Origin of the sequence: Kribbella sp. NPDC059898, assembly GCF_042730855.1 — a bacterium.
In the GTDB taxonomy this organism is placed as follows: Bacteria; Actinomycetota; Actinomycetes; order Propionibacteriales; family Kribbellaceae; genus Kribbella.
In genome coordinates, this window is the sequence record NZ_JBHWKR010000027.1 from 31,794 (window position 1) to 54,989 (window position 23,196).

At 67.1% G+C, this 23,196-nt stretch carries 22 protein-coding genes; 14 read left to right on the forward strand and 8 right to left on the reverse strand.

The window, feature by feature from the left end; genetic code table 11:
- Position 1: 1 nt before the first annotated feature.
- Both ACFV9C_RS43145 and ACFV9C_RS43150 read right to left on the reverse strand, forming a co-directional pair.
- Positions 2-406 carry a hypothetical protein gene (locus ACFV9C_RS43145; RefSeq protein WP_380203622.1) on the reverse strand — a complete coding sequence of 135 codons (405 nt, stop codon included), beginning with the start codon at positions 404-406 and terminating at the stop codon, positions 2-4.
- Positions 403-969, reverse strand: a complete 567-nt coding sequence (locus ACFV9C_RS43150) for a GNAT family N-acetyltransferase (RefSeq protein WP_380203624.1) — start codon at positions 967-969, stop codon at positions 403-405. Before ACFV9C_RS43150 ends, ACFV9C_RS43145 begins: the two co-directional genes overlap by 4 nt.
- A gap of 319 nt (positions 970-1,288) precedes the next feature.
- Between ACFV9C_RS43150 and ACFV9C_RS43155 the strand changes: the two genes are divergently transcribed.
- Genes ACFV9C_RS43155 through ACFV9C_RS43195 form a run of 9 tightly spaced genes read left to right on the forward strand, consistent with a single transcriptional unit; the run spans position 1,289 to position 11,199 of the window.
- Entirely contained in the window at positions 1,289-2,833 is a 1,545-nt protein-coding gene (locus ACFV9C_RS43155) for an ABC transporter substrate-binding protein (RefSeq protein WP_380203626.1), read from the forward strand.
- 11 nt (positions 2,834-2,844) lie between these two features.
- Positions 2,845-3,519, forward strand: coding sequence for a haloacid dehalogenase type II (locus tag ACFV9C_RS43160; protein ID WP_380203628.1), 675 nt, complete (start codon positions 2,845-2,847; stop codon positions 3,517-3,519).
- A gap of 4 nt (positions 3,520-3,523) precedes the next feature.
- Positions 3,524-4,801: an NAD(P)/FAD-dependent oxidoreductase gene (locus ACFV9C_RS43165; protein ID WP_380203630.1), complete on the forward strand. Its 1,278-nt coding sequence runs from the start codon at positions 3,524-3,526 to the stop codon at positions 4,799-4,801.
- Between the two features lie 6 nt (positions 4,802-4,807).
- Positions 4,808-5,752 (forward strand): ABC transporter permease, encoded by a 945-nt coding sequence (locus ACFV9C_RS43170; RefSeq protein WP_380203632.1) that lies wholly within the window; start codon positions 4,808-4,810, stop codon positions 5,750-5,752.
- Positions 5,739-6,620, forward strand: coding sequence for an ABC transporter permease (locus tag ACFV9C_RS43175; RefSeq protein ID WP_380203634.1), 882 nt, complete (start codon positions 5,739-5,741; stop codon positions 6,618-6,620). The genes ACFV9C_RS43170 and ACFV9C_RS43175 overlap by 14 nt, the downstream gene beginning before the upstream one ends.
- 32 nt (positions 6,621-6,652) lie before the next feature.
- Positions 6,653-7,378, forward strand: a complete 726-nt coding sequence (locus tag ACFV9C_RS43180; protein WP_380203636.1) for a GntR family transcriptional regulator — start codon at positions 6,653-6,655, stop codon at positions 7,376-7,378.
- A 37-nt stretch (positions 7,379-7,415) separates the two neighbouring features.
- Positions 7,416-8,405 carry an ABC transporter ATP-binding protein gene (locus ACFV9C_RS43185; protein ID WP_380203638.1) on the forward strand — a complete coding sequence of 330 codons (990 nt, stop codon included), beginning with the start codon at positions 7,416-7,418 and terminating at the stop codon, positions 8,403-8,405.
- Positions 8,402-9,745: an oligopeptide/dipeptide ABC transporter ATP-binding protein gene (locus tag ACFV9C_RS43190; RefSeq protein WP_380203640.1), complete on the forward strand. Its 1,344-nt coding sequence runs from the start codon at positions 8,402-8,404 to the stop codon at positions 9,743-9,745. Before ACFV9C_RS43185 ends, ACFV9C_RS43190 begins: the two co-directional genes overlap by 4 nt.
- Positions 9,742-11,199, forward strand: coding sequence for an aldehyde dehydrogenase family protein (locus ACFV9C_RS43195; protein ID WP_380203642.1), 1,458 nt, complete (start codon positions 9,742-9,744; stop codon positions 11,197-11,199). Before ACFV9C_RS43190 ends, ACFV9C_RS43195 begins: the two co-directional genes overlap by 4 nt.
- A gap of 648 nt (positions 11,200-11,847) precedes the next feature.
- On the opposite strand, the gene ACFV9C_RS43200 is transcribed toward ACFV9C_RS43195, so the two are convergent.
- From ACFV9C_RS43200 to ACFV9C_RS43225, 6 genes are all read right to left on the reverse strand, one after another.
- Positions 11,848-12,288, reverse strand: coding sequence for a hypothetical protein (locus ACFV9C_RS43200; protein ID WP_380203644.1), 441 nt, complete (start codon positions 12,286-12,288; stop codon positions 11,848-11,850).
- A 494-nt stretch (positions 12,289-12,782) separates the two neighbouring features.
- A complete protein-coding gene (locus tag ACFV9C_RS43205; RefSeq protein ID WP_380203646.1) occupies positions 12,783-13,616 on the reverse strand; it encodes an alpha/beta fold hydrolase in 834 nt (277 codons plus the stop codon).
- Between the two features lie 27 nt (positions 13,617-13,643).
- On the reverse strand, positions 13,644-14,066 hold the full coding sequence (locus ACFV9C_RS43210) for a DoxX family protein (protein ID WP_380203648.1): 423 nt from the start codon (positions 14,064-14,066) through the stop codon (positions 13,644-13,646).
- Positions 14,067-14,103: 37 nt separating this feature from the next.
- Positions 14,104-14,949 carry an ABC transporter permease gene (locus ACFV9C_RS43215; RefSeq protein WP_380203650.1) on the reverse strand — a complete coding sequence of 282 codons (846 nt, stop codon included), beginning with the start codon at positions 14,947-14,949 and terminating at the stop codon, positions 14,104-14,106.
- Complete coding sequence (locus ACFV9C_RS43220) at positions 14,946-15,911, reverse strand: ATP-binding cassette domain-containing protein (RefSeq protein WP_380203652.1); 966 nt, start codon at positions 15,909-15,911, stop codon at positions 14,946-14,948. Before ACFV9C_RS43220 ends, ACFV9C_RS43215 begins: the two co-directional genes overlap by 4 nt.
- A gap of 103 nt (positions 15,912-16,014) precedes the next feature.
- Entirely contained in the window at positions 16,015-16,656 is a 642-nt protein-coding gene (locus ACFV9C_RS43225; RefSeq protein WP_380203654.1) for a PadR family transcriptional regulator, read from the reverse strand.
- A gap of 1,978 nt (positions 16,657-18,634) precedes the next feature.
- On the opposite strand from ACFV9C_RS43225, the gene ACFV9C_RS43230 reads away from it, so the two are divergent.
- The 5 genes from ACFV9C_RS43230 (at position 18,635) to ACFV9C_RS43250 (ending at position 23,091) form a co-directional block, all read left to right on the forward strand.
- Positions 18,635-19,492 (forward strand): hypothetical protein, encoded by an 858-nt coding sequence (locus tag ACFV9C_RS43230; protein ID WP_380203656.1) that lies wholly within the window; start codon positions 18,635-18,637, stop codon positions 19,490-19,492.
- A gap of 92 nt (positions 19,493-19,584) precedes the next feature.
- Positions 19,585-20,448 (forward strand): hypothetical protein, encoded by an 864-nt coding sequence (locus ACFV9C_RS43235; RefSeq protein WP_380203658.1) that lies wholly within the window; start codon positions 19,585-19,587, stop codon positions 20,446-20,448.
- Positions 20,449-20,480: 32 nt separating this feature from the next.
- Positions 20,481-21,524, forward strand: coding sequence for a toprim domain-containing protein (locus ACFV9C_RS43240; RefSeq protein WP_380203660.1), 1,044 nt, complete (start codon positions 20,481-20,483; stop codon positions 21,522-21,524).
- Positions 21,525-21,573: 49 nt separating this feature from the next.
- Positions 21,574-22,299 (forward strand): hypothetical protein, encoded by a 726-nt coding sequence (locus tag ACFV9C_RS43245; protein WP_380203662.1) that lies wholly within the window; start codon positions 21,574-21,576, stop codon positions 22,297-22,299.
- Positions 22,300-22,485: 186 nt separating this feature from the next.
- Complete coding sequence (locus ACFV9C_RS43250) at positions 22,486-23,091, forward strand: hypothetical protein (RefSeq protein WP_380203664.1); 606 nt, start codon at positions 22,486-22,488, stop codon at positions 23,089-23,091.
- Positions 23,092-23,196: the final 105 nt, after the last annotated feature.

Below are 23,196 nucleotides of genomic sequence, written 5' to 3' on the forward strand. Positions count from 1 at the left end.
GTTACCGCACGCCGGCTGGCTCGGTGCTGAACTCGTCCGCGACGGCCGCGTGGATGTGCAGCATCCGGGCGAGCAGCCCGTTGCCACGGGTGTAGTTGAGGTCGGTGCTGCCGTCGAAGAACGCGGTGCCCTGGTCCGGCGACTTGTCGCTCTTGTCGTCGGGGTACAGCGGGTTGACGGTGTTCTCGATCTTCGGCCAGAGCGCCCGGGCCGCCTCGGTCGACTCGAACTCCAGCAGCATCACGAGGGTGTCCGGGAGGAGTTCGCCGGCCGTTTCCTCGAGCACCGAACCACCCAGGTAGCCGGGGTGTTCGCCGAGCGAGCGGAGCCAGTCGCCGAGGTAGGCCTTGGCCTCGATCGCCTTGCCTGGCTGGGGAACGAAGATGAAGATGTCGCGTCGCTTCACAGGGAAGTCCTTTCGGTCAGGGGGAGTTCGAAGAAGATCGCCCGGGTCGTGCCGTTCACGTCGTCCTCGACGACTTCGCAGCCGAGTGACTGCCAGAACGGCAGTGCGCCGGGGGAGTGTGGATACGTATGCAATGCGATCGTGTCGTAGTGGCCTTCCGTGCGGGCCCGGTCCAGGACGGCCTGGACGAGCGCCCGGGCGATGTGCCGCCGGCGGTGCTCCTTCAGGACGTACACGCGGACGAGTTGGCCGGTGCGGCCGTTGCGGTAGCGCTCGACGAGGTGTTCGGGGCTGAGTCCCTCCTTGAGCGCGCCGCCGCGGATGCCGCAGGTGGCGATCACCGCGCCGGTGATGGTGTCCTCGGCGACGAGCAAGAACGGCCCGTCGGGCTCGACGTACCAGCCCGTGATGTCGTCGATGTCGGCGTGCACGACCGGGTCGTACGTGGCGCCGAAGTCCTCGGTGACCGAGCGCATCATGACTGCCTGGGCGGCGGGGATGTCGGCCTCGGTCAGGTCCCGGATCCGAACGCCCTCCGGGCTGCTGGGGATGTGGGTGGTCATGTCCCGTCCTCTCCGGCCGCCGACCACGCGGCCTCCGGTTCGCTTCATGATGGACCACAGGACGGATTGTTGACAACCCTTCATCGCGTAATCTTGCCGTCATCTGAGCGTCATCGCCAAGAGTGGCTTCGCTGACTCATCCATCGACAATATCCCTTGTATTTAAGGCGTTCTGAGCTTCCGGGATCGCTCTCCAGCAAGTTACGCAGCGAAGTCTTTTTCGTCGACAAGCGATTCGCGGCCGTCGAGTTGTTGACAATCTTGCGCAGCCGCTCCTACCTTCCCAAACAACATCTCCTACCGATCCAGGTGGTGAAGCATGCGACCCATTCGTCCCCTGCCCGGCGCCGCGCTCGCGCTCGCCGCACTCCTCACGGTCACGGCCTGCGGAAGCTTCACCAGCTCCGGCGGCTCCGCGAACGCCGCGGACCGCAGCCTGACCATCGCACTCCAGTTCACGCCGAAGGCCGGCTACGCGCTCGAGACCGACGACGCGTTCGTGCTCTCGCAGGTCGGCTGCCTCGAAACGCTGCTGACGTACGACTTCGACGCCGGTGAGCTGAAGCCGTTGCTCGCCACGAAGTGGACGCAGACAAGTCCGACAGCGTGGGACTTCACCCTCCGCCAGGGGGTGAAGTTCCAGGACGGTACGGCGCTCGACGCGACCGAGGTTGCCTTCGCGCTGAACAGGCTGCTCAAGTCGGCGACACCGCCGCGGGCGTTCACACCGAAGGTGGTCACCGGCGTGCAGGCGGTCGACGCGTCGACCGTGCGGATCACTACTCCGACGCCGAGCGCCTTGCTGCCTTATCGTCTCGCCAGTGTGAACACCGGCATCCTGGCCAAGGCGGCGTTCGCCGGTCGCGGTGTCGATGTGATCAAGCACTGCACCGGGCCGTTCACCATCACCGCGCAGACGCCGCAGCAGTCGATGTCCCTGGAACGCAACGACGGTTACTGGGGCGACAAGGCGAAGCTGGCGAAGGCTGTGGCCAAGTTCCTCCCGGACGGCAACGCCCGGGCGACCCAGGTTCGCACCGGTGAGTCCCAGATCGGCCTCGGCATCCCTTCCGCGGCCATCGCCGAACTCAAGGCCGACAAGAGCGTGACTGTCTCGGATGCGAGTACGCCGCGGACGACAGGCCTCTACCTGAACGACGCGAAGGCGCCGTTCACGAATCCCGATGTCCGCAAGGCGATCCAGATGACCGTGGACCTGGACGCGATCGCGAAGACGATCTACGACGGCACCGCCACTCCGGCGTTCGGGCCGTTCTCGGCGAAGGAACCGTGGGCACCGAAGGGCGTGGAGCCTGCCAAACCCGACGTGGCGGCGGCGAAAGCCTTGCTGCAGAAGGCCGGTTACGGTCCGGGCAAGCTCACGCTCTCGCTGCGGGGCTACACGGAACGTCCCGAGTTCGGCGACCTTGCCGCGGTGGTTCAGGAACAGCTCAAGCAGATCGGCATCACGGTGAACGTGTCGATGACCGACTACGCCGGCCTGGAACCGTCGCTGCTCAGCGGGAACTACGACATGGCGCTGCTGTCGCGGAACCACCTCACCGACATCGCGGACCCGATCGGCTTCCTCGAATCCGACTACACCTGCAAGGGCACGTACAACATCAGCCACTACTGCGACCCGGCGTTCGACGCGAAGCTGGCGCAGGCGAACGGGGAGAAGGATCCGGCGGCTCGCTACGTGATCTACGCGGAGCTGGCGAAACAGCTGCAGGAGCGGGCGATCACCGTCTCCCTCGTGACCGAAACGACGATCGCGGCCCGGCGGTCCGGCGTACAGAATTTCGTCGACGACCCGCTGGCCCGGTACGCACTGACACCGCAGCTGTCTCTCACCGACTGAAAGGGCCTCCGATGGATCTCCTCGGGTTCAAGCCGAAGTACATCACCTTCGACTGCTATGGGACGTTGACCAACTTCCAGATGAACGACGCCGCGCGCCCGCTGATCGCGGACGTGATCGCGGCGGAGCAGACGGACCAGTTCCTGAAGGACTTCCGGGCGTACCGGATCGACGAGGTGCTCGGGGAGTTCAAGCTGTACCCGCTGGTCCTGCGGGACGCGTGGCAGCGGACCTGTAATCGTTGGCGGATCCAATTCAAACCGTCCGACGTCGACGCGATCGTCGCGGCGCTCGGCTCGTGGGGCCCGCATGCGGACGTGCCGGAGCCGTTGCAGAAGCTGGCGTCGCAGTACCCGTTGGTGATCCTGTCGAACGCGGTCGACAGCATCCTCGCGGGTAACGTCGCCAAGCTCGGCGTCGACTTCCACCGGCTCTTCACCGCCGAGCAGGCCGGCGCGTACAAGCCGCGGTACCGCGCGTTCGAGTACATGCTCGACCAGTTGAACGTCGACCGCACCGAGATCCTGCACGTGTCGTCGCACATCTGGTACGACGTGATCCCCTGTCACGAGCTGGGGATCAAGCACAAGGTGTACGTGAACCGCGGGTACGACCCGTCGACGCCGTACTACGAGTACGCCGAGACCACCGACCTGACCGGGGTCCCCGGGCTCCTGGGGCTCTGAGGCGATGAAGCTGACCTCGTACTGGCTCGACACCGCCAAGCCCGCCGGCGACTTCCGGCACCAGGATCTGCCGGCGTCGGTGGACGTCGCTGTGGTGGGCGGCGGCCTCACTGGCCTGTCCACCGCGCTGCACCTGGCCAAGCAGGGTGCGAGCGTAGCGGTCCTGGAGGCACACACCTTGGGCTGGGGCGCGTCGGGGCGCAACGGTGGGATGGCGACGACCGGGTTGGCGATCGACTTCACCAAGGCTGTCGAACGGTACGGTCTCGACGACGCGACGCGGATGTTCAAGCTGTACGACGAGGCGATCGACACCGTCGAGAACATGGTCGAGGCCGAAGGGATCGACTGCGACTTCGAGCGCGTCGGCAAGCTGAACCTGGCCTGCAAGCCCGCGCACTACGACGAGTTCGAGCGATCCGCCGACCTGTTGGCACGGCACGCGGATCACCAGATGACGCTGGTGCCGCGGAGCCGGATCCGCGAAGAGATCGGCAGCGACTTCTACAGCGGTGCGATGGTCGACCCGCTCGGTGCGGCAGTGCACGTCGGCAAGCTGTGCAGCGGACTGGCGATGGCCGCGTCGCAGTACGGCGCTTCGCTGCACGAGGACTGCGAGGTCGTGAAGCTGGTACGGATCGGCGATCGCCGGCACCGGGTGGTCACGTCGCAGGGGTCCCTGGTCGCCGAGAGCGTCGTCGTCGGGACCAGCGGGTACTCGGGCAAGTTGCTGCCGTGGCTGCGGCGCCGGATCGTGCCGATCGGCAGCTTCATCGTGGTGACCGAGCCGCTGGACCGGGCCGTCCTCGACGAAGTACTGCCCAAGCGGCGGGTCGCGTCCGACAGCAAGAACCTCACGTACTACTTCCGGATCACCCCGGACGGCCGGCTGCTGTTCGGCGGCCGGGCGCGGTTCGCGATGTCCAACCCGGGGTCGGACCTACGCTCGGGCGACATCCTCCGGCAGGCGGTGACGAAGGTGTTCCCGATCCTGCGAGGCGTCGGGATCGACTACTGCTGGGGCGGACTTGTCGACATGTCACTGGACCAGATGGTGCACGCCGGCTGGAAGGACGGCGTGTTCTACTCGGTCGGCTACAGCGGGCACGGCGTACAGATGGCGACTCATATGGGGAAGGTCGTCTCGCAGGTGCTGGGTGGCGACACCGGAGCCAATCCGTGGGGTGATCTGACGTTCCGCGCGGTGCCGGGCCATGTCGGGCCGCCGTGGTTCCTGCCTCCGGTGGGGGCCTATTACCGGTTCTTGGATCTAGTGAAGTAGGTCGTCATGCGATTTCTGCTCAGGCGATCGGCGGTCCTGGCCGCCGCGCTGCTCGTGGTCTCGTTCCTGGTGTTCCTGATTCCCTACCTGACACCGGGGGATCCGGCCCGCAAGATCCTCCGCGGGCGCGTGAACGCGCTGGAGATCGATCCGGAGCAACTGGCCTCACTGCGCAAGCAGTACGGCCTGGACCGGCCGTTGCTGGTGCAGTACGGCGATTGGCTGGGGTCTGTGCTGCACGGCAACTTCGGGTACTCGTACACCAGCCAGGCCGCTGTCATGCCGCAGATCGGCGCGGCCGCGATCGTCACGCTGGTCCTTGCGGTCGGTGCGCTGACGCTCGCCGTCGCGGTGGCCCTGCCGTCCGGGATCCTGGCCGCGATGCGGCGCGGCGGGGCGGTCGACACCGCGATCACGACGGTGACGCAAGGGTTCGTCGCGGTGCCGGAGTACTGGCTGGCCCCGCTGCTGATCCTGGTGTTCGCCGTCAAGTTCGGGGCGTTGCCGTCGGCGGGCTGGGCAGGGCCGGCGTGGATGGTGCTGCCGTGCGTGACGCTCGCGCTGCGGCCGATCAGCTACTTCACGCAGATCACCAGGGCGTCGATGGCCGAGGTACTGGATTCGCCGTACATCGTGGGTGCGCGTGCCCGCGGGCTGAGCTACTACCGCACGATCCTGCGGCACGGTATCCGGAACGCGTTGATCCCGGTGCTCACCTTGTTCTCGGTGTGGCTCGGCGGTCTGCTCGGCGGATCGGTCGTGGTCGAGGTGATCTTCGGGATCCCCGGGATGGGCCGGCTGGTCTACAACGCCGTACACAACGGGGACATCCCACTGATCCAGGCGTCGATGGTCACGATCGTGACGATCACTGTCGTGCTGGCGACAGTGACGGACGTGCTCTACACGGTGATCAACCCGACCGTTAGGGGAAGCCATGTCGGTGCTTGAGAGACCGAAGAGCATTGCCTCCGGGACGCTGGCGCCCGCAGGGCAGAAACGTTCCAAGCGTGTGTTGCGGCAGCCCTGGCAGCTCGTCGTGGGCGGCACGGTGCTCGGGCTCGTGGTGCTGCTCCTGCTGCTGACGCCATGGATCGCTCCCTCCGACCCGGCACAACAAGACCTCGGCCAGCGGCTGGCCGGCAGCAGTGCGGCGCACTGGTTGGGTACAGATCAACTGGGGCGCGATCTGTTGTCCCGGTTGATGTACGGCGGCCGGTTCTCGGCGACGATCGCCGGCATCACGGTCGTGATCTGCGCGGTCGTCGGTACGTTGCTGGGTATCTTGTGCGCCCGTATCCGGGGAGCGTTCGACGAGGCCGTGATGCGCGTCTGCGACGTACTGCTCGCGTTCCCTGAGATGATCGTCGCGATGTTCGTGGTGTCGATCCTGGGGGCGAGCAAGACGACGTTGATCCTGGCGCTGGCTGTGGGCGGCTGGACGCCGTTCGCGAAGCTCGCCCGCGGTGTCGCGATGGAGGTCGACGCGCGCGGCTTCATCGAGGCCGCGCGGGCGCTCGGCTGCTCGCGGCGGTTCATCGTGCTGCGGCACCTGCTGCCGAACTCGCTGAACCCGCTGCTGGCACATGCCGCGCTGCGCTTCGGGCACATGCTGATCACCGTCGGGGCCTTGTCCTTCCTGGGGCTCGGGGTGCAGCCGCCGGCCGCCGACTGGGGTTCGATGCTCGCGGCCGCGCAGCCGTTCCTGAGCCAGGCTCCGCACCTGGTGATCTATCCGGGTCTGACGATCTTCGTGACGGCGCTGAGTGTGACGATGATCGGCCAGGGCATCAACGCGCGGCGCGGGAGCCGGTCATGAGACGGCCCGTCGGGGGTCCGAAAGGGGACGAAATGGCGAAGAACCCAGAGGTACGCAAACGTCCGGCGCGGGTGCCGAAACCGACGCTCGCGGCGGTGATCACCGCCGAGCTGCGCGACGCCATCATCAGCGGGCGGATCCCGCCGGGCAGCCAGATGAACGAGGTGGAGCTGGCCGCCCGGTTCTCGACCAGCCGCGGGCCGGTGCGCGAGGGGATGCAGCGCCTGGTCCAGGAGGGGTTGCTGGTCAGCAGCCCGCACCGCGGCATCTTCGTGCCGGTGCTGTCCGCGGAGGACGTGGAAGACCTGTACTTCGCCCGGTCGGCGCTGGAACGGGCGGCGATGTTCCGCCTCGTCGATCGCGGCGTCCCGGCGGCGACACTCGCCGTACTGGAACAGGTCCTGGGGGAGATGGAGCTCGCCATCGCCGACGCCGACCCGGTGGCGGTGGCCGCCGCGGACCTCCGCTTCCACGAGGTGCTCGTGTCCGCAGCCGGGAGTCCGCGACTCAAGCAGATGTACGAGCAGCTGATCGGGCAGATGCGGCTCGGCCTGAACCTCGTCATCGACACGTACGTCGAACGGGCCGGTCTGGTCTCCGAGCACCGCGACATCGTCCGGCAGCTGAAGACCGGTGACCGGATGGCGCTGATGAGGGCGATCGACGAGCACTTCGACGTCGCCATGGACGACCTGGAGGCCGGCGCCGACAGCGCGGGCCATCGACATCACACCGCCCGGGCGACCCGCCGGGCCTGATCGCTGCGGGCGGGTCACTGCCCGGTGAGGAACGATCATGGAAACCCTTCTCGAGGTGGACGGCCTGACCGTCACGACGCAGGACCGGTCGAAGTGCCTGCTGGACGAGGTGAGTCTGCGGGTCGGCGTCGGCGAGGTACTGGCCGTCGTGGGGGAGTCGGGGTCGGGCAAGAGCCTGACCGCGCTCTCCGCGATGCAGATGCTGCCGCGCAACCTGACGATGTCGGCGCGCGGGATGACCCTCGCCGGTACCGACCTGAGGTCCTTGCCGCATCGCGAAGTCGACGCGTTGCACGGCGGCCGGATCGGCATGCTGTTCCAGCAGCCCCGCCGGATGCTGGACCCGACCGCGACGGTCGGCAGCCAGGTTGCCGAGCCGCTCGTGAAGCACCTGCGAGTGAGCCGGTCCGAGGCCCGCCGACGGGTGCTCGAGCTGCTGGCCGACGTTGGCATCGACGAGCCGGCGCGGCGCGCGCAGGCCTATCCGCACCAACTGTCCGGTGGGCTCGCGCAGCGCGTGATGATCGCGATCGCCATCGCGGCGTCCCCGCAGCTGCTGATCGCCGACGAGCCGACCACGGCACTCGACGTCACGGTCGAGGCGCAGATCCTGCAACTGCTCGAACAGAAGAAGCGTGAGCTCGGGATGAGCGTGCTCTTCATCTCGCACGACCTGAACGTGGTCTCCTCGATCGCCGACCGGATCGCGGTCATGTACGCCGGACGTGTCGTCGAGGTGGGGACCGCGGACCAGATCATGACCAGCCCGGAGCATCCGTACACGAAGGCACTCATCGAATGCGCGACACTGCGCCCCGATGCCGACGGTCAGCTGTACGTCATCCCGGGCGGCAGTGACACCGCACGCGAGCTCGACCACGGCTGCCGCTTCCGCCCGCGATGTGGGCTGGCGCAGGAGGCACGCCTGGAGAAGGTCTGCGGCGCGGACGAGCCTGTGCTGCTGTCGATCGGGCCTACCGCGACCGATCACGAGTGCCGCTGCTGGGGCACGAAGGAGGGGGCATGACGGCTCTCAGGCTGGAGAACGTGGTCAAACACTTTCCGTTGCGACGCCGCGGGTTCGGGAAGCGGGAGTTCGTCCATTCCGTCGACGACGTCACCGTCAGCCTCGACAGCGGACGGTCCCTCGGCATCGTCGGCGAATCCGGATCGGGCAAGAGCACCCTCGCCCGCATCATGCTCGGCCTGCAGGTACCGGACTCGGGACAGGTCGACGTCGCCGGCGTGCGCGTCACCGGCCTGAAACGCAAGGACGACAAGGCGTTCCGGCGCAAGGCGCAGATCGTGTTCCAGGATCCGCACGCGGTGATGGATCCGCGGATGACGGTTCGCGAGAGTCTGGTCGCCGTACTGGCGCAGCACCGGATCGGCACCGGCCCGGAGCGTGAGCGGCGCGTGGTGCGGGCACTGCAGGAGGTCGGGCTGGATGCGTCGTACCTCGACCACTATCCGGCGGACTGCTCTGGCGGTCAGCTACAGCGCATCGTCATCGCCCGGGCGCTGCTGCTCGAACCCACGGTGCTCGTGTGCGACGAGCCGACGTCGGCGCTCGACGCCTCCGTTCAGGCCACCGTACTGAACCTGCTCGGTCAGCTGCGGCGCGAGCGGGAGCTGACGATGGTGCTGATCTCGCACGACCTGCGCGTGGTCCGGCTGACGAGCGACCGGGTCGCGGTGATGTACCTCGGCCAGATCGTCGAGATCGCGGACCGCGAGCAGCTGTTCACCGACGCGCGACACCCGTACACCCTCGCCCTCCTGGCCGCGGCAACACACGCGAAAGGCGAGGAACGAGTAGTCGCCCAGGGCGAGCCGCCGTCCCCGGTCCACCCACCCACAGGCTGCCGCTTCAACACCCGCTGCCCCCTGGCCACCGACCGCTGCCGCACCGAAGCACCACAGCTGATCCCGGTCACATCACCGCCGGAGCCGCCGTCCGCCGGGGCGACCCCGACCGTCAACCCGACCCCGACTGGCGGGCCGACCCCGACTGTCAGTCCGACGGCGAGCGAGCGGCAGGCGGCGTCCGGCGGGGCGGGTTCTGGCGGGGTGGCACTGGCACGCGCGGCGACGCCGCCTAGCGGCGAGGTTCTGCGGATGGGGGTGTCCGCCGGGGGTGCGTCTGGTGGGGTGGAGGCCGGCCGGGCGACTCGGCCTGGCGGTGGGTTGCCGCAGCTCCCGCTTGTCTCCTCACCCGCGTCGCCGACTGCTCCATCGCCGAGCGGCGAGGGGCCGCCGGTGCACCGTGCGTCGTCCGCGCACGAGGTGTCCGCGGGGCGCCTGGAGGCGGGGGGACATGAGGTGCGGTGTTGGCGTGCTGCGGAGAGTCGGGAGTTGCTGGCGTGACATCGGCGGTTGTGTATGAGCCGCCGGGGTTCCAGCCCGCCGGGGACGCGTATCTGGAAGGGCGATGGATCTGGGGATCGCGTCAGCTCGAGGTCCTGGATCCAGGCACTGGCGAGGTCGTCGGTACGGTTGCCGAGTCCGGCGTACCCGAGGTGGACCGTGCCGTGTCCTACCTGGCCCGCGAATACCCGCGCGCCGACTGGCCGCTGTGGGCGCGCCGGGAGGCGATCACCGCGGCCGCCGGGCTGGTCGCCGCTCGCGCCGGCGAACTGGCCGCGGTGATCACGGCCGAGTCCTCGAAGACCCTCCGCGAAGCAGAGTCCGAGGTACGGCGTGCCGCCGAAACCCTCCGCCTCTCCGGCGAAGCCGCGACCGCGCTGGAGGGACGGACCGTACCCTTCGACAACACCGCGCGCGGCGCCGGCTGGACCGGTTGGTACACGCGCGAACCGGTCGGCATCGTCGGCGCGATCACGCCGTACAACGACCCGCTCAACCTCGTCGCCCACAAACTCGGCCCCGCACTCCTCGCCGGAAACGCCGTCGTCCTGAAGCCTTCCGAGCTGACCCCGTTGAGCGCCTACGCCCTGGTGGAGATCCTCATGGAAGCCGGCGTACCAGGCACCCACCTGGCCGTTCTGACCGGACTGGAAGCAGCCCGCGCGCTGGTCGCCGACGACCGGGTCGACGTCATCTCGTTCACCGGCGGCCGCCGTACCGCCGACGCCATCGCCCGCCACGGCCGCGCCCGCAAACTGCTTATGGAACTGGGCGGCAACAACCCCCTCGTCGCCTGCGCCGACGCAGACCCCGCCGAGGTAGCCACTGCGATCGTCGACGGCGCCTTCGGAGTAGCCGGCCAGAACTGCCTCTCGGTCCAGCGCGCCCTGATCGCCCGTCCCCTGTACGACGAGATCGTCGAGCGGGTCGTCCGCCAGGCCTCAGCGCTCCGCGTCGGCGCCAAGACCGATCCCAAGACCGACCTCGGTCCGATGATCACAACGGAGACTGCGATCACGGTGACCGAGCGGATCGCCACCGCCGTCGCGGAAGGAGCCGTCCTCCACTGTGGTGGCCAACGGCAACGGTCCTACGTCCGCCCAGCGGTGCTCACCGACGTACCGCACGACTCCACCCTGTGGCGCGACGAGATCTTCGGCCCGGTCGTGCTACTGGAACCCTGGGACGACCTCAGCACCGCGATCGCCGCCGCCAACGACATCGACACCGGCCTCCAGGCAGGCGTCTTCACCAACGACCTGGACCGCGCCCTGCACATCGCCGATCGCCTGCGCGTCGGCGCCGTCCTGATCAACTCCAGCCCCGATTTCCGCATCGACGCCATGCCCTTCGGCGGCTTCAAGTCCTCCGGCATCGGCCGCGAAGGCATCACGGCCGCGGTCGAGTCGTATACCGAGTCGAAGATCGTCGCCATCCGACGATCGACAACTTGAGGTTGCCATAGTTGAGGTGGACGAGTTGGCTGCTTCGCAGGATCCGTTGGAGACTGCGGTGCAGGTCGCCGAGCGACTGCACGAGTCGGCCGACGGGATGGTGGGTCACTACGTCGGCGGGTCCGGGAGCGCCGGAATGTGTGGACGGAGGTCGGGGATCGACTCGGCGTCTCCAAGCAAGCGGCTCGTCAGCGATACTCCGCCAGGATGGAGGCTGGTGCGGCGATCTCGAGGGAGTTCCCGGTGCCCGCACCTCGACTAGCGGCCTGTTTTCAGGTGGCTCCTGCGGTCGTTGAGGCGGAGTGCACGGTCGCGGGTATGCAGCATCTGCTGCTCGGCTTGTTGCATGTTGGGGTGGCAGCGAATGTCCTGGATCGGCTTGGCGTCTCGCGCGAGGGGGTAGGGGCGAGAGCGCCACATTGCTGGAGGCCCGCGAGACGACAACCGGCGGGCGAGCGATCGGCGACGGCGAGGCGGAGAACGCCCTCGCAGAGGCCCGGCGGCTTGCGGCAGACGCGGCCAGAACCTGACGGGAACTGGGCACTTGTTGTGCGGCACCCCGCCGAGCACGTTGAAGGCGTGGACGTGACCCTCGAAGAAGGCTTCCTGCCCAGCCGAGGCACTGACGCTGTGCACGGCCTTGCCCGACTAGGAGAGCCGAAGGCTGAACAGCGCGCAGGTTACGAGCTCGCCGCGCAGGCGGATGGCGACGTCGCCGAAGTCAACCTCGGCCCCGCGGCCCGGGAGGTGCTGTTGCGGGATGAACGCGTTGGCAGGTTCCCGTCCGACCTCGACGCGAATCTCACGGCGTCGGGTGGCGACGTACTCGCGGACCATCCAGTACGACACCACCCCGGCCCCGTCATGTTCGTCAAGCAGTCGATCGAAGATCCGCTTCGCGGTGTGTCGCTGCTTCCGCGGCGCGTCGAGGTCCGAGCGCAGCCAGTCGTCGATCACCACTCGGTACGCGTCAAGCCGTGGGCCGCGTTTGGGCGGTTGCTTTCTCTCCTTCGGCCATGCAGATTCCAGCGCCGCTGTCACGGTTCGGAAGCCGACGCTGTGCTTGCGCTGCAGCGCGCGGTTGGACATCCCAGATCGGGCATCCCGTCGGATCGCCGCGTACGGTCGACCCGGGAACGCGGCTGCGTCATCGGTGGCACTCCTGACGTGAGCACGCCATGAGCACGCCGTGGGCACGACTTTCGGCACCGGGCCACCGCCCGGGAACGGTGACCGCATGCGACCACAGCCCGGAATCACTGGCCCTACCGAGGTGCCTGGTCATGTGCTGCGCAGGGCTTCGGTGGGCGGTACTGAGTCGGCCCGGAGTGGAGGGTACGACCGACGACAGAGCCGATGAGCAGCGAGTAGGCCAGGTCGAGTCCCACTGAAGCCCAGGTCAGTACGACGGCCCGGCCTTGTGTGGTGGCGAAGACGTTGGTGATGAGCACGCCCAGGATCAGGCCTGTGATGCCGCCGACGACATCAACCTCGACACCACCTGTCCGCCCCGTGTCCCTGGCGCGACGAAGATCTGCTTGCGCGGTGCCTAATCGGTATTCCCGCAACACCTCGCAGGCCCCTCAGTGTTCGCTGCTGAAGAACCGTAGCAACAGCGGGCCGACGGTCTGTGGGTCGACGACGTGATCCGGCCCCTCGAGGGTCTCCCGTTGAGCGTGGGGTAATTGGTCTGCAAGCTCGTCGGCTGCGCGGTCGAAGAAGTCCGAGGGCAGGCCTGCCATATAGGGGACCGTGATCGGTCCTCCGGTGGTGACCAGGACCGGTTGGGTGACCGTTGCCAGTCGATCGGCCGGCAATTGGTAGCGGTTGTGGAAGACGCTGTCGTGGACCAGCGTGGGCGCGAGGGCGACCGAATCCGCCCAATGCGCCGTCTGCTTGCCTGCCGCTTTCCTGGCCGCGATGTTGTCGTCGGAAGCGCCGCTCAAGCGCATGAACAGTTCGAGAACCTCCTCGTCTCGCCCGGCGTCGAAGGCGCGTTGGGTGTCCGCGACGTACTCCTCGAATCGCGGGCGTATGTCGTCCCCGACCGCGTAGGGCACCTCCCACACGGCGATCGTGTCGATGGCTGACCCGGCCGCGGCGGCTTCCAGCGCGAGCGCGCCGCCTGAGGACGCCCCGAACAGGTGTGCCGAGCCGCCCGCCTCCGCGATCAACGCATCCAGGTCCTCGATCTCCCTCTCCACGGCGTACGGCTCGGTGAAGCCGCTCGCGCCGCGTCCCCGACGGGCATAGTTGTAGACCGTGAAGTGCTCGGCGAGAGCCGGCGCCAAGGGAGCGTTCTCCACCCCCTCGTCGAGTGCTCCGCCCACCAGAATGACGGCCGGACCGCTTCCCTTCCGGTCGTAGGCGATGGTGGTGCCATCGTTTGATGTCACGCAAAAGCCCATCTCGGTCATCTCACATCTCCGTTCGAGAGGTTTGTTTCAGCGCCTGACCAGCGTGCCGACGACGGCCTCGGTGCGCGACCACCGCGTCCTTGCGATCACGGCCGCTACGACGAGTAAGGCGAGCGGCAGCCAAGGGCTCTGCTCGAGCACGAACTGATCGGTGATGACAGCACCGGTCAGCAATGCCGCCAACCCGAGACTGGCCAGGCCCGCCAGAGCCGGGATCAGAAGTCCAACCCCTCCCGCGACCTCCAGCGCTCCGACCAGGTACCGGAGCCACTGGCCAGCCCCGATGCCGGCGAACATGTCCACCATGACCGGGTCGCCGGCGAGCTTCGAGATTCCGCCGCCGGCGATTATCGCCGCCAGCACGACGTGCAGAATCCAGACCCCGATGCTGCTCGCCCGCCCGGGCGTGTCCGCAACGGTTTCCGAGTTTTTCTTGGGGATGGTGCTCATTCGGCTCTCCTTGTCGTGTCCGGGCCTGTAGCGGCATCTATTGCTTGTTGCGGTAGAGGACCATGGTGATGGGACCGAAGACCGCGACGAGAAGTACGGACGAGACGAGCACCCAGCCGATTTCCCCGGCGGGCACCGAGCCGTCCATCAGGCCGCGGACCACGGTCGCCAGGTGGCTGATCGGGTTGACCTCGACGACCGCCTGCATCCACCCGGGCATCGTCTTCGGGTCCACGAAGATGTTGCTCACGAACGTCAGCGGGAACATCACCATCATGCTGACCCCCGCCACCGAGTTCGGCGTGCGCAGGATCAGGCTGAGCATCGTCCACAGCCACGACAGGCAGAACGAGAACACCAGCAGCAGCGCCACCGAGAGCACCACGCCGACGGCGCCGCCCTCCGGCCGGAACCCTAGGACCAGTCCGAGCGTGATCACGATCGCCGACCCGATCGAGTAGCGCATCACATCGCCGAGCAGGGCGCCGACCAGCGGCGACGGTCGCCACACCGGAAGTGACCTGAACCTGTCGAACACCCCCTTCTGGATGTCGGTGTTCAGCGTTATGCCGGTGTTCATGGTGATCATGACGTTCGCCTGCACCAGGATCCCCGGCAGCAGGAACTGCAGGTACTCCTGAGTCGACCCGGCGAGCGCGCCACCGAACAGGTAGGTGAACATCAGTGTGAACATGATCGGGAACATGGTCACGTCGACGAGCTGCTCCGGGACGTGTTTGATCTTCAGCAAAGCGCGCCAGCCGAACGTCAACGAGGTGCGCACCGGGCCGGGGCGAGACGGCCGCTCACCGGCCAACAGCACGCTGCGCAGCGCGTCCTCAGTGACCGGCGCCGACCCCTGCTCCGCGGACGTGGCGGTCATGCGGCATCCTCCTCGGGTGTCTCCTCGGCGGCGTGTCCGGTCAGGGTGAGGAACACCTCGTCCAGGCTCGGCTGACCGAGCGCGAACTCGGTGACGTCGATGCCGCTGCGGGACAGCTCGGCCAGGGAACGGGCGACCCGCTCGGGGTCGGAGATCCGCGCGGACAGCGCGGCCGGGTCAGCGGACGGCTCAGCCGCCACCTCGAGGACGCCGGCGAGGACCCGCTCTGCCTCGGCCCGCTGCTCGGGCGCACGTAGCCGTACGTGCAGCGAGCCGGCGCCGACCGATGCCTTGAGCTCGCCGCTCGAGCCCTCGGCGATCACCTTCCCGTGGTCGATCACCGCTATCCGGTCGGCCAACTGGTCGGCCTCGTCGAGGTACTGCGTGGTCAGCACCACGGTGGCGCCCTCGGCGACCATGCCCCTGACGATCTCCCAGACCTGGTTCCTGCTGCGCGGGTCGAGCCCGGTCGTGGGCTCGTCGAGGAAGATCAGTTCGGGGGTGACGACCAGGCTCGCCGCGATGTCGATGCGCCGGCGCATCCCGCCGGAGTACTTCTTCACCTGCCGGTCGGCCGCCTCGGCAAGACCGAACGCGTCGAGCAGGTCGGCCGCCCGTTCCCTGCCTCGGCGGCGTGAGTAGCCGAGCAGTCTGGCGAGCAGCAACAGGTTCTCCACCCCGGTGAGGTCTTCGTCGACCGACGCGAACTGCCCGGTGAGGCCCACCCTGCTTCGCACCGCCTGGGCGTCACGCACGACGTCGTAGCCGAGCACTTGCGCCTCTCCGGCGTCGGGGCGCAGGAGCGTGGCCAGCATGCAGATTGTGGTGGTCTTGCCCGCCCCGTTCGGACCGAGCACGCCGTACACGCCCCCGGCGCTCACGGCCAGGTCGACACCGGCGACCGCCTGGGTCGTGCCGAAGCTCTTCTTCAAACCTCTCGTCTCGATCGCGAGCTTTCCCATGGGTTCGATTCCTTCTCTCGGCGTTGCGAACGGATTGCTTGAGCTAGTCAAGTTTGACTACTCGGCCAGAGCAGACGAGGACGAAGCGTCTAGTCAAGTTTGATTAGAGGCGCATCTTGAGGTGATCGGGGACCGTTCGCCACGAACCCGGATCATCGGCCATGGCGTAGGCGCCCGCAGACAGTCGCTTGCTCAGGCTCTTCGCCCACTCCAGTTCGGTGCGTGCCTGTCCCGCCCACAGTTCGACCTGATCGCGGACGTGCTCGGGGGCGTCCCGATTGGGGTGCTCCCGCCACTTGGCCTGCTCTACGAGCTCCGCTTCCAGGCGCGCGACCCGCTCGTTAACCTGCGCGATGGCATCTGTCCTGGTCAACATGGGCAACATGGCGATGGACGCGTTGAGCATGTCCGGGTCGTGGGTGCGCCGCAGACCGTCGCGGACCAGTTCGACGATCTCCTCGCGGCCCCGAGCTGTCGCGCGGTACAGAACGCGCTCCGGCCCGGAGTTGCCCGGCTCGGCGTGTTCGGTAAGGAGGCCATCAGCCGCCGCCTTCCTCAGCGCGTGATAAATCGAGCCGCGCTTGATCTTGGCCCAACTCTCCGCACCCCAGCTCTCCAGTTCGGACCGCACCTGGTAGCCATGCGCGCCGCCGGAGAGGTGCACGATACCGAGCACCAGGAGCTTCGTCGCCGACGTGCGCCCACCTCCGCTCGACCCTTTCGTCTCGATCGCGAGGTTTCCCATGGGTCGATTCCTTCTCCCGGTGTTGCGAACGGATTAGTTGAGACTAGTCAAGTTTGGCTACTTGGCCAGAGTGCACGAGGAGGAGCGTCTAGTCAAGTTTGGCTAGAAGCGCATCTTGAGGTGATCGGGGACCGTTCGCCACGAACCCGGATCATCGGCCATGACGTAGGCGCCCTCAGACAGTCGCTTGCTCAGGCTCTTCGCCCACTCCAGTTCGGTGCGTGCCTGTCCCGCTCACATTTCGGCCTGATCGCGGACGTGCTCGGGGGTGTCCCTATTGGGGTGCTCCCGCCACTCGGCCTGCACTACGAGCTCCGCTTGGGCGCCCGCCAGGGTGGTGGCGACTCCCACCAACACTAGGGTGCCCTCCTGGTCCGGGTGGTGTCAGCACTGACCTACAAACGGTGCTGGTGGAGACCTCCAAAGCCAGGCGCAAGTCGGAGCACTGGTACGCCAGGATGTCGGCTTCACTTCGGACCCGTCGCTGATGTCTGCCGGCTCGGTCATAGCCGATGGCACGCCGGACGGCGTCAGGCCGCCTGTTCTGCCACCAGCATCGTCGAGGTCGCCGATCTCCATCCTTCATGGTCCCTGAATTGTGGGAGGAGTGGCAGGATCTTAAGTTCGGTTCGGAGCAGCGCATAGGACGTGCGCTTCAGCGGCTCAGCCGTGAGTTGGTGGTCACGACGGATCGCGAGAGCCCTGGGCGGATCACATCGTCGACCTCAGTGCCGTCAGTTGCCGCCTCGATTCGCCGTAGCGACAAGTGCACGGTCTCGGATACAGCGATCGGGATAGACATCGATGTACTCGGCGATGAGTTGCTTGACTCTCCCGTCCCGGCGCCGAGCGATCTCCGTCTGCCACACCTTGGCCAGGGCCTCGCTCAAAGTGGCGGCGCTGGCGGTGCGTCTGATCTAGGTGAGGATGGTATCGACTTGAGGAGTGGCTCCGCCGATTTCACAGCTCGCCGAGTGCGGGGCGTAGTGGTTCTTGAGCGCCCCGCGGTAGGTGATTAGGGACGTAGGCGAGCGCGTGCCGTTGGCGATCAGGACCTCGAATCGCTTCTCCAAGACGTCGGGAGATGGTCGAGCTTGTGGATCCGGTTCAGTTCGATGGACTGATTTGGGTCCTTGCTCGGTTCTGCAGCATCTTCACGCGGCGCGCTCGGCGGCGGTTTGCCGAATGCAGACACGACGCGGATACCGCCGTCGTGGTCGCGAAACTTCGCCTTGGCGCGGTAGGTAGCCGGCCTGTCTTAGTCATCGGTTCTCAGCATGCGGTTCGAGATGTGTCCGCGGCATGCGGTGGGCAGCGGTGGTCTCGACATCTCGGGCCACAACCCGGGCGATGGAAGGCAGCTCAACGCGGAGTAGCGCCGAGAATCGGAGAAGTCGGCAGCGATGACAACCGACGTGAGTTGAGAAGGGAACGATCGGTGGAGGTGCTGGGAGGCGGAGAAACGACGGTCTTGCCGAACGCGGTTGATGGGTCCTGGATCCCGCGATCGCGGTTCAGGGCACTTCGGACTCCCGTGATCGTCGTGCCATGGAACCGGACGCTACCCAGGCCATGGCGGAGAATCCAAAGACGCGGCAACCTACTGCTGGCCCTTGGGTGCACAGTCCCGCGTGGAGCATCGGCCAGCTAATCGATTTGATCGATGCGGCGATCGACTCGGCCGGGGCTCAGTTGGCGCGGTCGGCGGGGTTGTGGGCCGATTCGCCGAGCCCGTTTGACGAGCGCGAACGACCTGTGAGGCGCCGAGATCCGCAGGTGCTTGAAACACGAGCATTGTTGGAGCAGCCCGACGGCGACTGCGGTCCAGATCCAATGTGACCGTCGGTCATCGGCTGCGGATGCAGTCCTGGATGTCTGGTTCCAGGTTCTGATCGGTGTTGGTGCGCGATGAGCTTCGAGGCAGTCAGTTGTTGATGCTTCGGAGGTTGTTGTGGTTGGTCAGGATCTTGGGTTGTCAATGGATGAGCGGCGGCGGATGTTGGAGGCGAATGCCGCTGCGGCGCAATTCTTTCGGCGGGAGTTGCTTCGGGCAACGGGTGGATGGCCGTTGGAGTACTTGAGGGCGCATGGGGCGGATTCTGTGTTGTTGCCGGAGTCGCCGTGGAAGTTTGGTTACGCGCCGCGGACGGTGACGAACTTGGTGGATCACTTGCATGATCAGGGGTTCGGGTTCGGAACCTTGGCTCGGGCGGGGTTGTTGGACTGGAACGAGTTCGGGGAAGCGACTGATCTGCATCGTGACAAGTTGATGCTGATGGCTCGGGACCGGCGGTTGTCTGGGGTCGGGTTCGTGGGGATCGGGCCGGATGGTGTAGCGCGGTCGGTGAGTCCGGTCACGGCGATTCATCGGCCGGCGGGCGTGGTCGTGGGGGTTGCGGAGCAGCGGGAGTTGCTTGCACATGGTGCAGTGCCGGTGCTTGTCGACTCGCCGATGGACGCAATTGCCGTGTCGAATGTGAGCGGCGAGTTTGTAGCTGTTCCGTTGTGTGGTGGTGGTCTGTCGACATCACAGGCCAAGACGCTGCGGGAGTTCAGCGTGAGCGACAAGGTTGTGGTTGTCCTGAGCGGCAGGGAGGCGGAGCGGAAGCAGTCGCTCGAGCACGTTGGCGATCTTGCCTTCTTCTTCGATCGGGTGCGGGTGGTTGGGCTCGGGCCTGGGGAGTCGCTGGCAACGCTGGCGCAGAAGGATCTCGGGGCCGCTCGAGTGAACGACGTACTCGAGAACTCGCACCCGGTGATGGCGTACAGGTCCAGCGGCCGGGCGTACATCCCGGCGCAGACTGGTGACCGCGATCCGCCGGGTCCGGGCTTCTGAGGGTGGGACTCCTGGAAGCTGTGATCCGGGTTCGGTTGCTGGGTGTCTGAGGTGATCTTCGAAGTCGGATTGTTCGGCTTTCGGAGGTCATGGTGAATGACGATCTGCGCCAGTTGCGAGAGGCAACTGTCATCGCGGCACAGTTCTTTCGGGGCGAGTTGCTCCGCGATACGAGTGGGTGGCCGGTTGAGTACCTGAAGGAAGCCAGCGTCGAGCAGGTACTGTCTGCGGATTCGGACTGGAAGGTCGGGTACGCGCCGGACACGCGGACAAGCCTTGTCGATCATCTCGCCGCGGAGAACTTCTCCTACTCGACGATGGAGCGGGCCGGGCTGGTCAATCGGACCGGCGAAGCGGACGTCGTGGACAGGTTCCGGGACCAGCTCGTGCTCATGGCCAGGGACACCCAGCTGCGACCGGCTGGGTTTGTCGCGATCGGGTCGGACGGAACGATAGACATCCCTGGCCAGGCCGGCGTGCTCCATCAGCCGTCGAACGTTCTGATCGGTATCGAGGAGCAGTTGGATCTACTGCGGGGCGGCGCGACGCCTGTGGTTGTTGACCATCCGATCGATGCGATCGCCGTGTCGAACATCAGTCGGCAGCTGGACGGGCGCTGGGCTGGGATTCCGGTGTGCGGCGATGCGATGTCGACCGCACAGGTGAGGATGCTGCGGAAGTTCACGCTCGGGGACACGGCGCTCATCATCGCTTCCGGCGATGAGCATCGGCGGAAGCTGACCTCCAGCTACCTGATCGATCTGGCGAGGTACTACCCCAAGGTCCGGGCGCTGTCGTTGCCGGAGGCCCCGAGCCTGATCGCGGCCGGCGAGGACGGTCCGGAGTATCTGGCGACGGTGATGAGTACGACCCGGCCGGTCATGACGTACCGGATCGGCGCCACGGCCGATGTCGTCCACGATCCGCAGCCACCGGATCTCGGACAGGACTTGTGAAGGTTCGCCTGTACGCCGCCCACACTGAGGCGGTGGCGTTCTACCGGCAGGAGCTTGTCGACAGCCCGTCCGGTTGGGCGATGGAGCACTTGAGGAACCGCGGGCTTGGGGCAGTCGTGGAGCCGGACTCGACGTGGTCGGTGGGCTATGCACCTGACGGTTGGTCTCGGCTGGTCGGCCATCTGCGCAAGGAGGGGTTCGTTGACACCGAGATTGTGGCGGCGGGCCTGGCGTTCGTGACGAGTAACGGCTATCTGGTGGATCGCTTCCGGGACCGGATCGTGTTCGCGGCGCACGACAGCGAGCTCCGGCCGGCGGGCTTCATCGGACGCTCGGACGGCACCCGGCTGCGCTATCTGAACACGCGCAGCACGGAGATCTACTCCAAAGCGCGAACGCTGGTCGGACTCGATGCACAGCTGGCACGGCTGGGGGAAGGCGCGGTCCCGGTATTCGTGGAAGGCCCGATGGATGCACCGGCCATTAGCCTGGCTGGGGATGAGTGGGCGGGCGCCGCGTGCTGCGGTACGGCGATCACGTGGGAGCAGGCCGTGATGGCGCGCCGCTGCTCGCGGACGGGCACTGCGATCGTGGCGCTCGATGGGGACCTCGGCGGCAGGATGGGCGCAGTGCGCAGTCTGTCGGTCCTGGCGGCGGTGTTCGACGAGGTGCTGTTGGCGTATCTCCCGGATAGGCAGGACCCCGCGGCTCTACACGCCGCGGGTGGAGGCCGGTTGCGGGATGTCCTGCGCTCCGCGGCCCCGCTGGTCGATTTTGCGATCGAGATCGAACTCGCGAAGTGGGACAACGTTCTCGACCATCTCAGCGGACAGGTCAACGCCGTCAGGGCTGTCGCGCCACTGGTGGCGAGCATGCCGGCCACACGCATCGCGGGAGAGATCGCCAAGCTCGCGCGAGCTGTTCACCTTGATGAGCAGATCGTGTCCAACGAGGTCATAGCTACAGTCGGGCGCCGCGGGCGGTGCGGCGGCCGGCGCCTCAGTGGTCGCGCGCCGGCGCGCAACCATGACGTCGAACCTGGCCCTGAGCAAGCCGACTATTCCAGGAGTCCCTGATCCCGAAATCAAGGTTCTGGGATGCGTCGCCGGCCAGCAGATTGAGGGCATGGACGTTGATCTGGAGATATTGATCGCCGATGCGGAGCGGTCGGGTTGGGCGCCGGGGCCGTCGCGGAGGCTGGCGGACGGGATCGAGGCGCGGATCGTCGTACCGCTGTCGAGCAGGCTCCGCACCGCGCTCGGTCCCGACGAGGCGGCACAGCTGGCAAGGGTGATCGCCTGGGAGCGGTGCCTCGAGCTCGCGGTTGACCCGCCTGAGGACGGTGTGTCGTGGGGGTACCTGGCGAACCTGGTTCGCTGGCGACTACAGGACGCAGTGAGGGCCGAGGTGCTGCGGCGGCGCCGGCACCCACTCACGCCTCAGCTGCCAGAGGGTGAGGTGGGGCACGGCCCGGCGCTGGGTGAGCACTTGGAGCGGATCGCGCGCGAGCTTGCAGCCGAGGGGTTGCCGTCGAAGCACAGCCGGCGCCTGATCAGGGCAGCCGCAGACGGGCCGCCCTTCTATCGCGCGGGGATTGTTGCGCGGGTACGGCGAGCGGGCGCGACGCGCGGACAGGCCGAGGCGCTCGCGTGGCTCCTGCGCGGCGGTGCTGGACAGCCCTCAGCACTCGCGCGGCTAGCGACAGGTGAGCGCGCGACAACGGTGTTCGCGGACCCGATCGTGCGGCGCTGGATCAGAACCGCTTCGGGGCGTGACCTGCGGTTTTTCGGCAGACCCAGCCGCCCCGTCCACCGCCGAACGGTCGACGTCGAGTGGCTGCGAGCTGCCTGACGAAAAGTCTCGTGGTCTCAACCGTTGAGGCCACTCATGACCAAGAACTACCTGCGTCCGCCTGCTTACCACCAGTTCGCTCGGTGCTTTCGCGCGCCAGTCGGGATCGCGTTTGGCCTGTTCGCCGCGGCCTCGATCCTCGCCCGAAGTACCCGACCTACCCGAGTCCCCATCGGAGGACAGACTGTGAAGTCATCGCGCCGCTCCAAGATCCTGATCGTGCTCCTGGCGGTGGTCGGTGTGGTCGTGCTGATCGTGAGTCTCATGTCCAGCTGGCAGACGCCGAGCAAGAGGTCAGGTGCGGCGGCGAACCCGGGAGCAACGATCGTCCCGCCGGTGTCGGCCCAACAGCTGGAGGCCTGGCGGCGGCCCAACACGACCGACCCTCGTCAGTTCGCGATCGCCTATGCCCGGACGATCTGGAGCTACGACACGACCCGGCACAGCTATGTCGACTGGCAGAACGCCGTGAGTGTGTACGCCGACCCGACCTCGGCAGCCGCGCCAGAGGTCGCTAAGAGCCTGCTGCCGCAATGGTCGGAGTGGGATCAGCTCCAGCTGCACAAGGCCCGCGCGACGGCCAGCGACATGACGGCTCAGATCACGCCGGAACTCGAGGCGATGGTGAACCGCAGCGAGGCGCCACCGGGCTGGCACGCGTACGTGATGCGGGGCCGGCAGACCGTGGTGCTGGACACCGGCACGAGGATCCTCGATCGGCAGGCAGCGGTGGCTGTGGTCTGCACGCCGAACTGCCGCTTCTGGTCGGCGACCCCGCAGGTATCGCCGTGATCGGTAAGGCGCTGATCGCGTCCGCGGCGTTGGCCGGATCAGTCGCCATGATGGCACCGCTGGCGTTGGCGGGCGGCAGTGGCTCCTGCGACGGGGCAGCGTCGG

What these genes read in the sequence shown, in the direction of transcription:
- ACFV9C_RS43225 (WP_380203654.1), bottom strand. Translation starts at nt 16,656, where the DNA reads ATGGGAAACCTCGCGATCGAGACGAAAGGGTCGAGCGGAGGTGGGCGC.
- ACFV9C_RS43175 (WP_380203634.1), top strand. Translation starts at nt 5,739, where the DNA reads ATGTCGGTGCTTGAGAGACCGAAGAGCATTGCCTCCGGGACGCTGGCG.
- ACFV9C_RS43200 (WP_380203644.1), bottom strand. Translation starts at nt 12,288, where the DNA reads ATGTCCAACCGCGCGCTGCAGCGCAAGCACAGCGTCGGCTTCCGAACC.
- ACFV9C_RS43205 (WP_380203646.1), bottom strand. Translation starts at nt 13,616, where the DNA reads ATGACCGAGATGGGCTTTTGCGTGACATCAAACGATGGCACCACCATC.
- ACFV9C_RS43245 (WP_380203662.1), top strand. Translation starts at nt 21,574, where the DNA reads ATGGACGTTGATCTGGAGATATTGATCGCCGATGCGGAGCGGTCGGGT.
- ACFV9C_RS43210 (WP_380203648.1), bottom strand. Translation starts at nt 14,066, where the DNA reads ATGAGCACCATCCCCAAGAAAAACTCGGAAACCGTTGCGGACACGCCC.
- ACFV9C_RS43190 (WP_380203640.1), top strand. Translation starts at nt 8,402, where the DNA reads ATGACGGCTCTCAGGCTGGAGAACGTGGTCAAACACTTTCCGTTGCGA.
- ACFV9C_RS43220 (WP_380203652.1), bottom strand. Translation starts at nt 15,911, where the DNA reads ATGGGAAAGCTCGCGATCGAGACGAGAGGTTTGAAGAAGAGCTTCGGC.
- ACFV9C_RS43180 (WP_380203636.1), top strand. Translation starts at nt 6,653, where the DNA reads ATGGCGAAGAACCCAGAGGTACGCAAACGTCCGGCGCGGGTGCCGAAA.
- ACFV9C_RS43215 (WP_380203650.1), bottom strand. Translation starts at nt 14,949, where the DNA reads ATGACCGCCACGTCCGCGGAGCAGGGGTCGGCGCCGGTCACTGAGGAC.
- ACFV9C_RS43170 (WP_380203632.1), top strand. Translation starts at nt 4,808, where the DNA reads ATGCGATTTCTGCTCAGGCGATCGGCGGTCCTGGCCGCCGCGCTGCTC.
- ACFV9C_RS43150 (WP_380203624.1), bottom strand. Translation starts at nt 969, where the DNA reads ATGACCACCCACATCCCCAGCAGCCCGGAGGGCGTTCGGATCCGGGAC.
- ACFV9C_RS43185 (WP_380203638.1), top strand. Translation starts at nt 7,416, where the DNA reads ATGGAAACCCTTCTCGAGGTGGACGGCCTGACCGTCACGACGCAGGAC.
- ACFV9C_RS43155 (WP_380203626.1), top strand. Translation starts at nt 1,289, where the DNA reads ATGCGACCCATTCGTCCCCTGCCCGGCGCCGCGCTCGCGCTCGCCGCA.
- ACFV9C_RS43230 (WP_380203656.1), top strand. Translation starts at nt 18,635, where the DNA reads ATGGATGAGCGGCGGCGGATGTTGGAGGCGAATGCCGCTGCGGCGCAA.
- ACFV9C_RS43160 (WP_380203628.1), top strand. Translation starts at nt 2,845, where the DNA reads ATGGATCTCCTCGGGTTCAAGCCGAAGTACATCACCTTCGACTGCTAT.
- ACFV9C_RS43165 (WP_380203630.1), top strand. Translation starts at nt 3,524, where the DNA reads ATGAAGCTGACCTCGTACTGGCTCGACACCGCCAAGCCCGCCGGCGAC.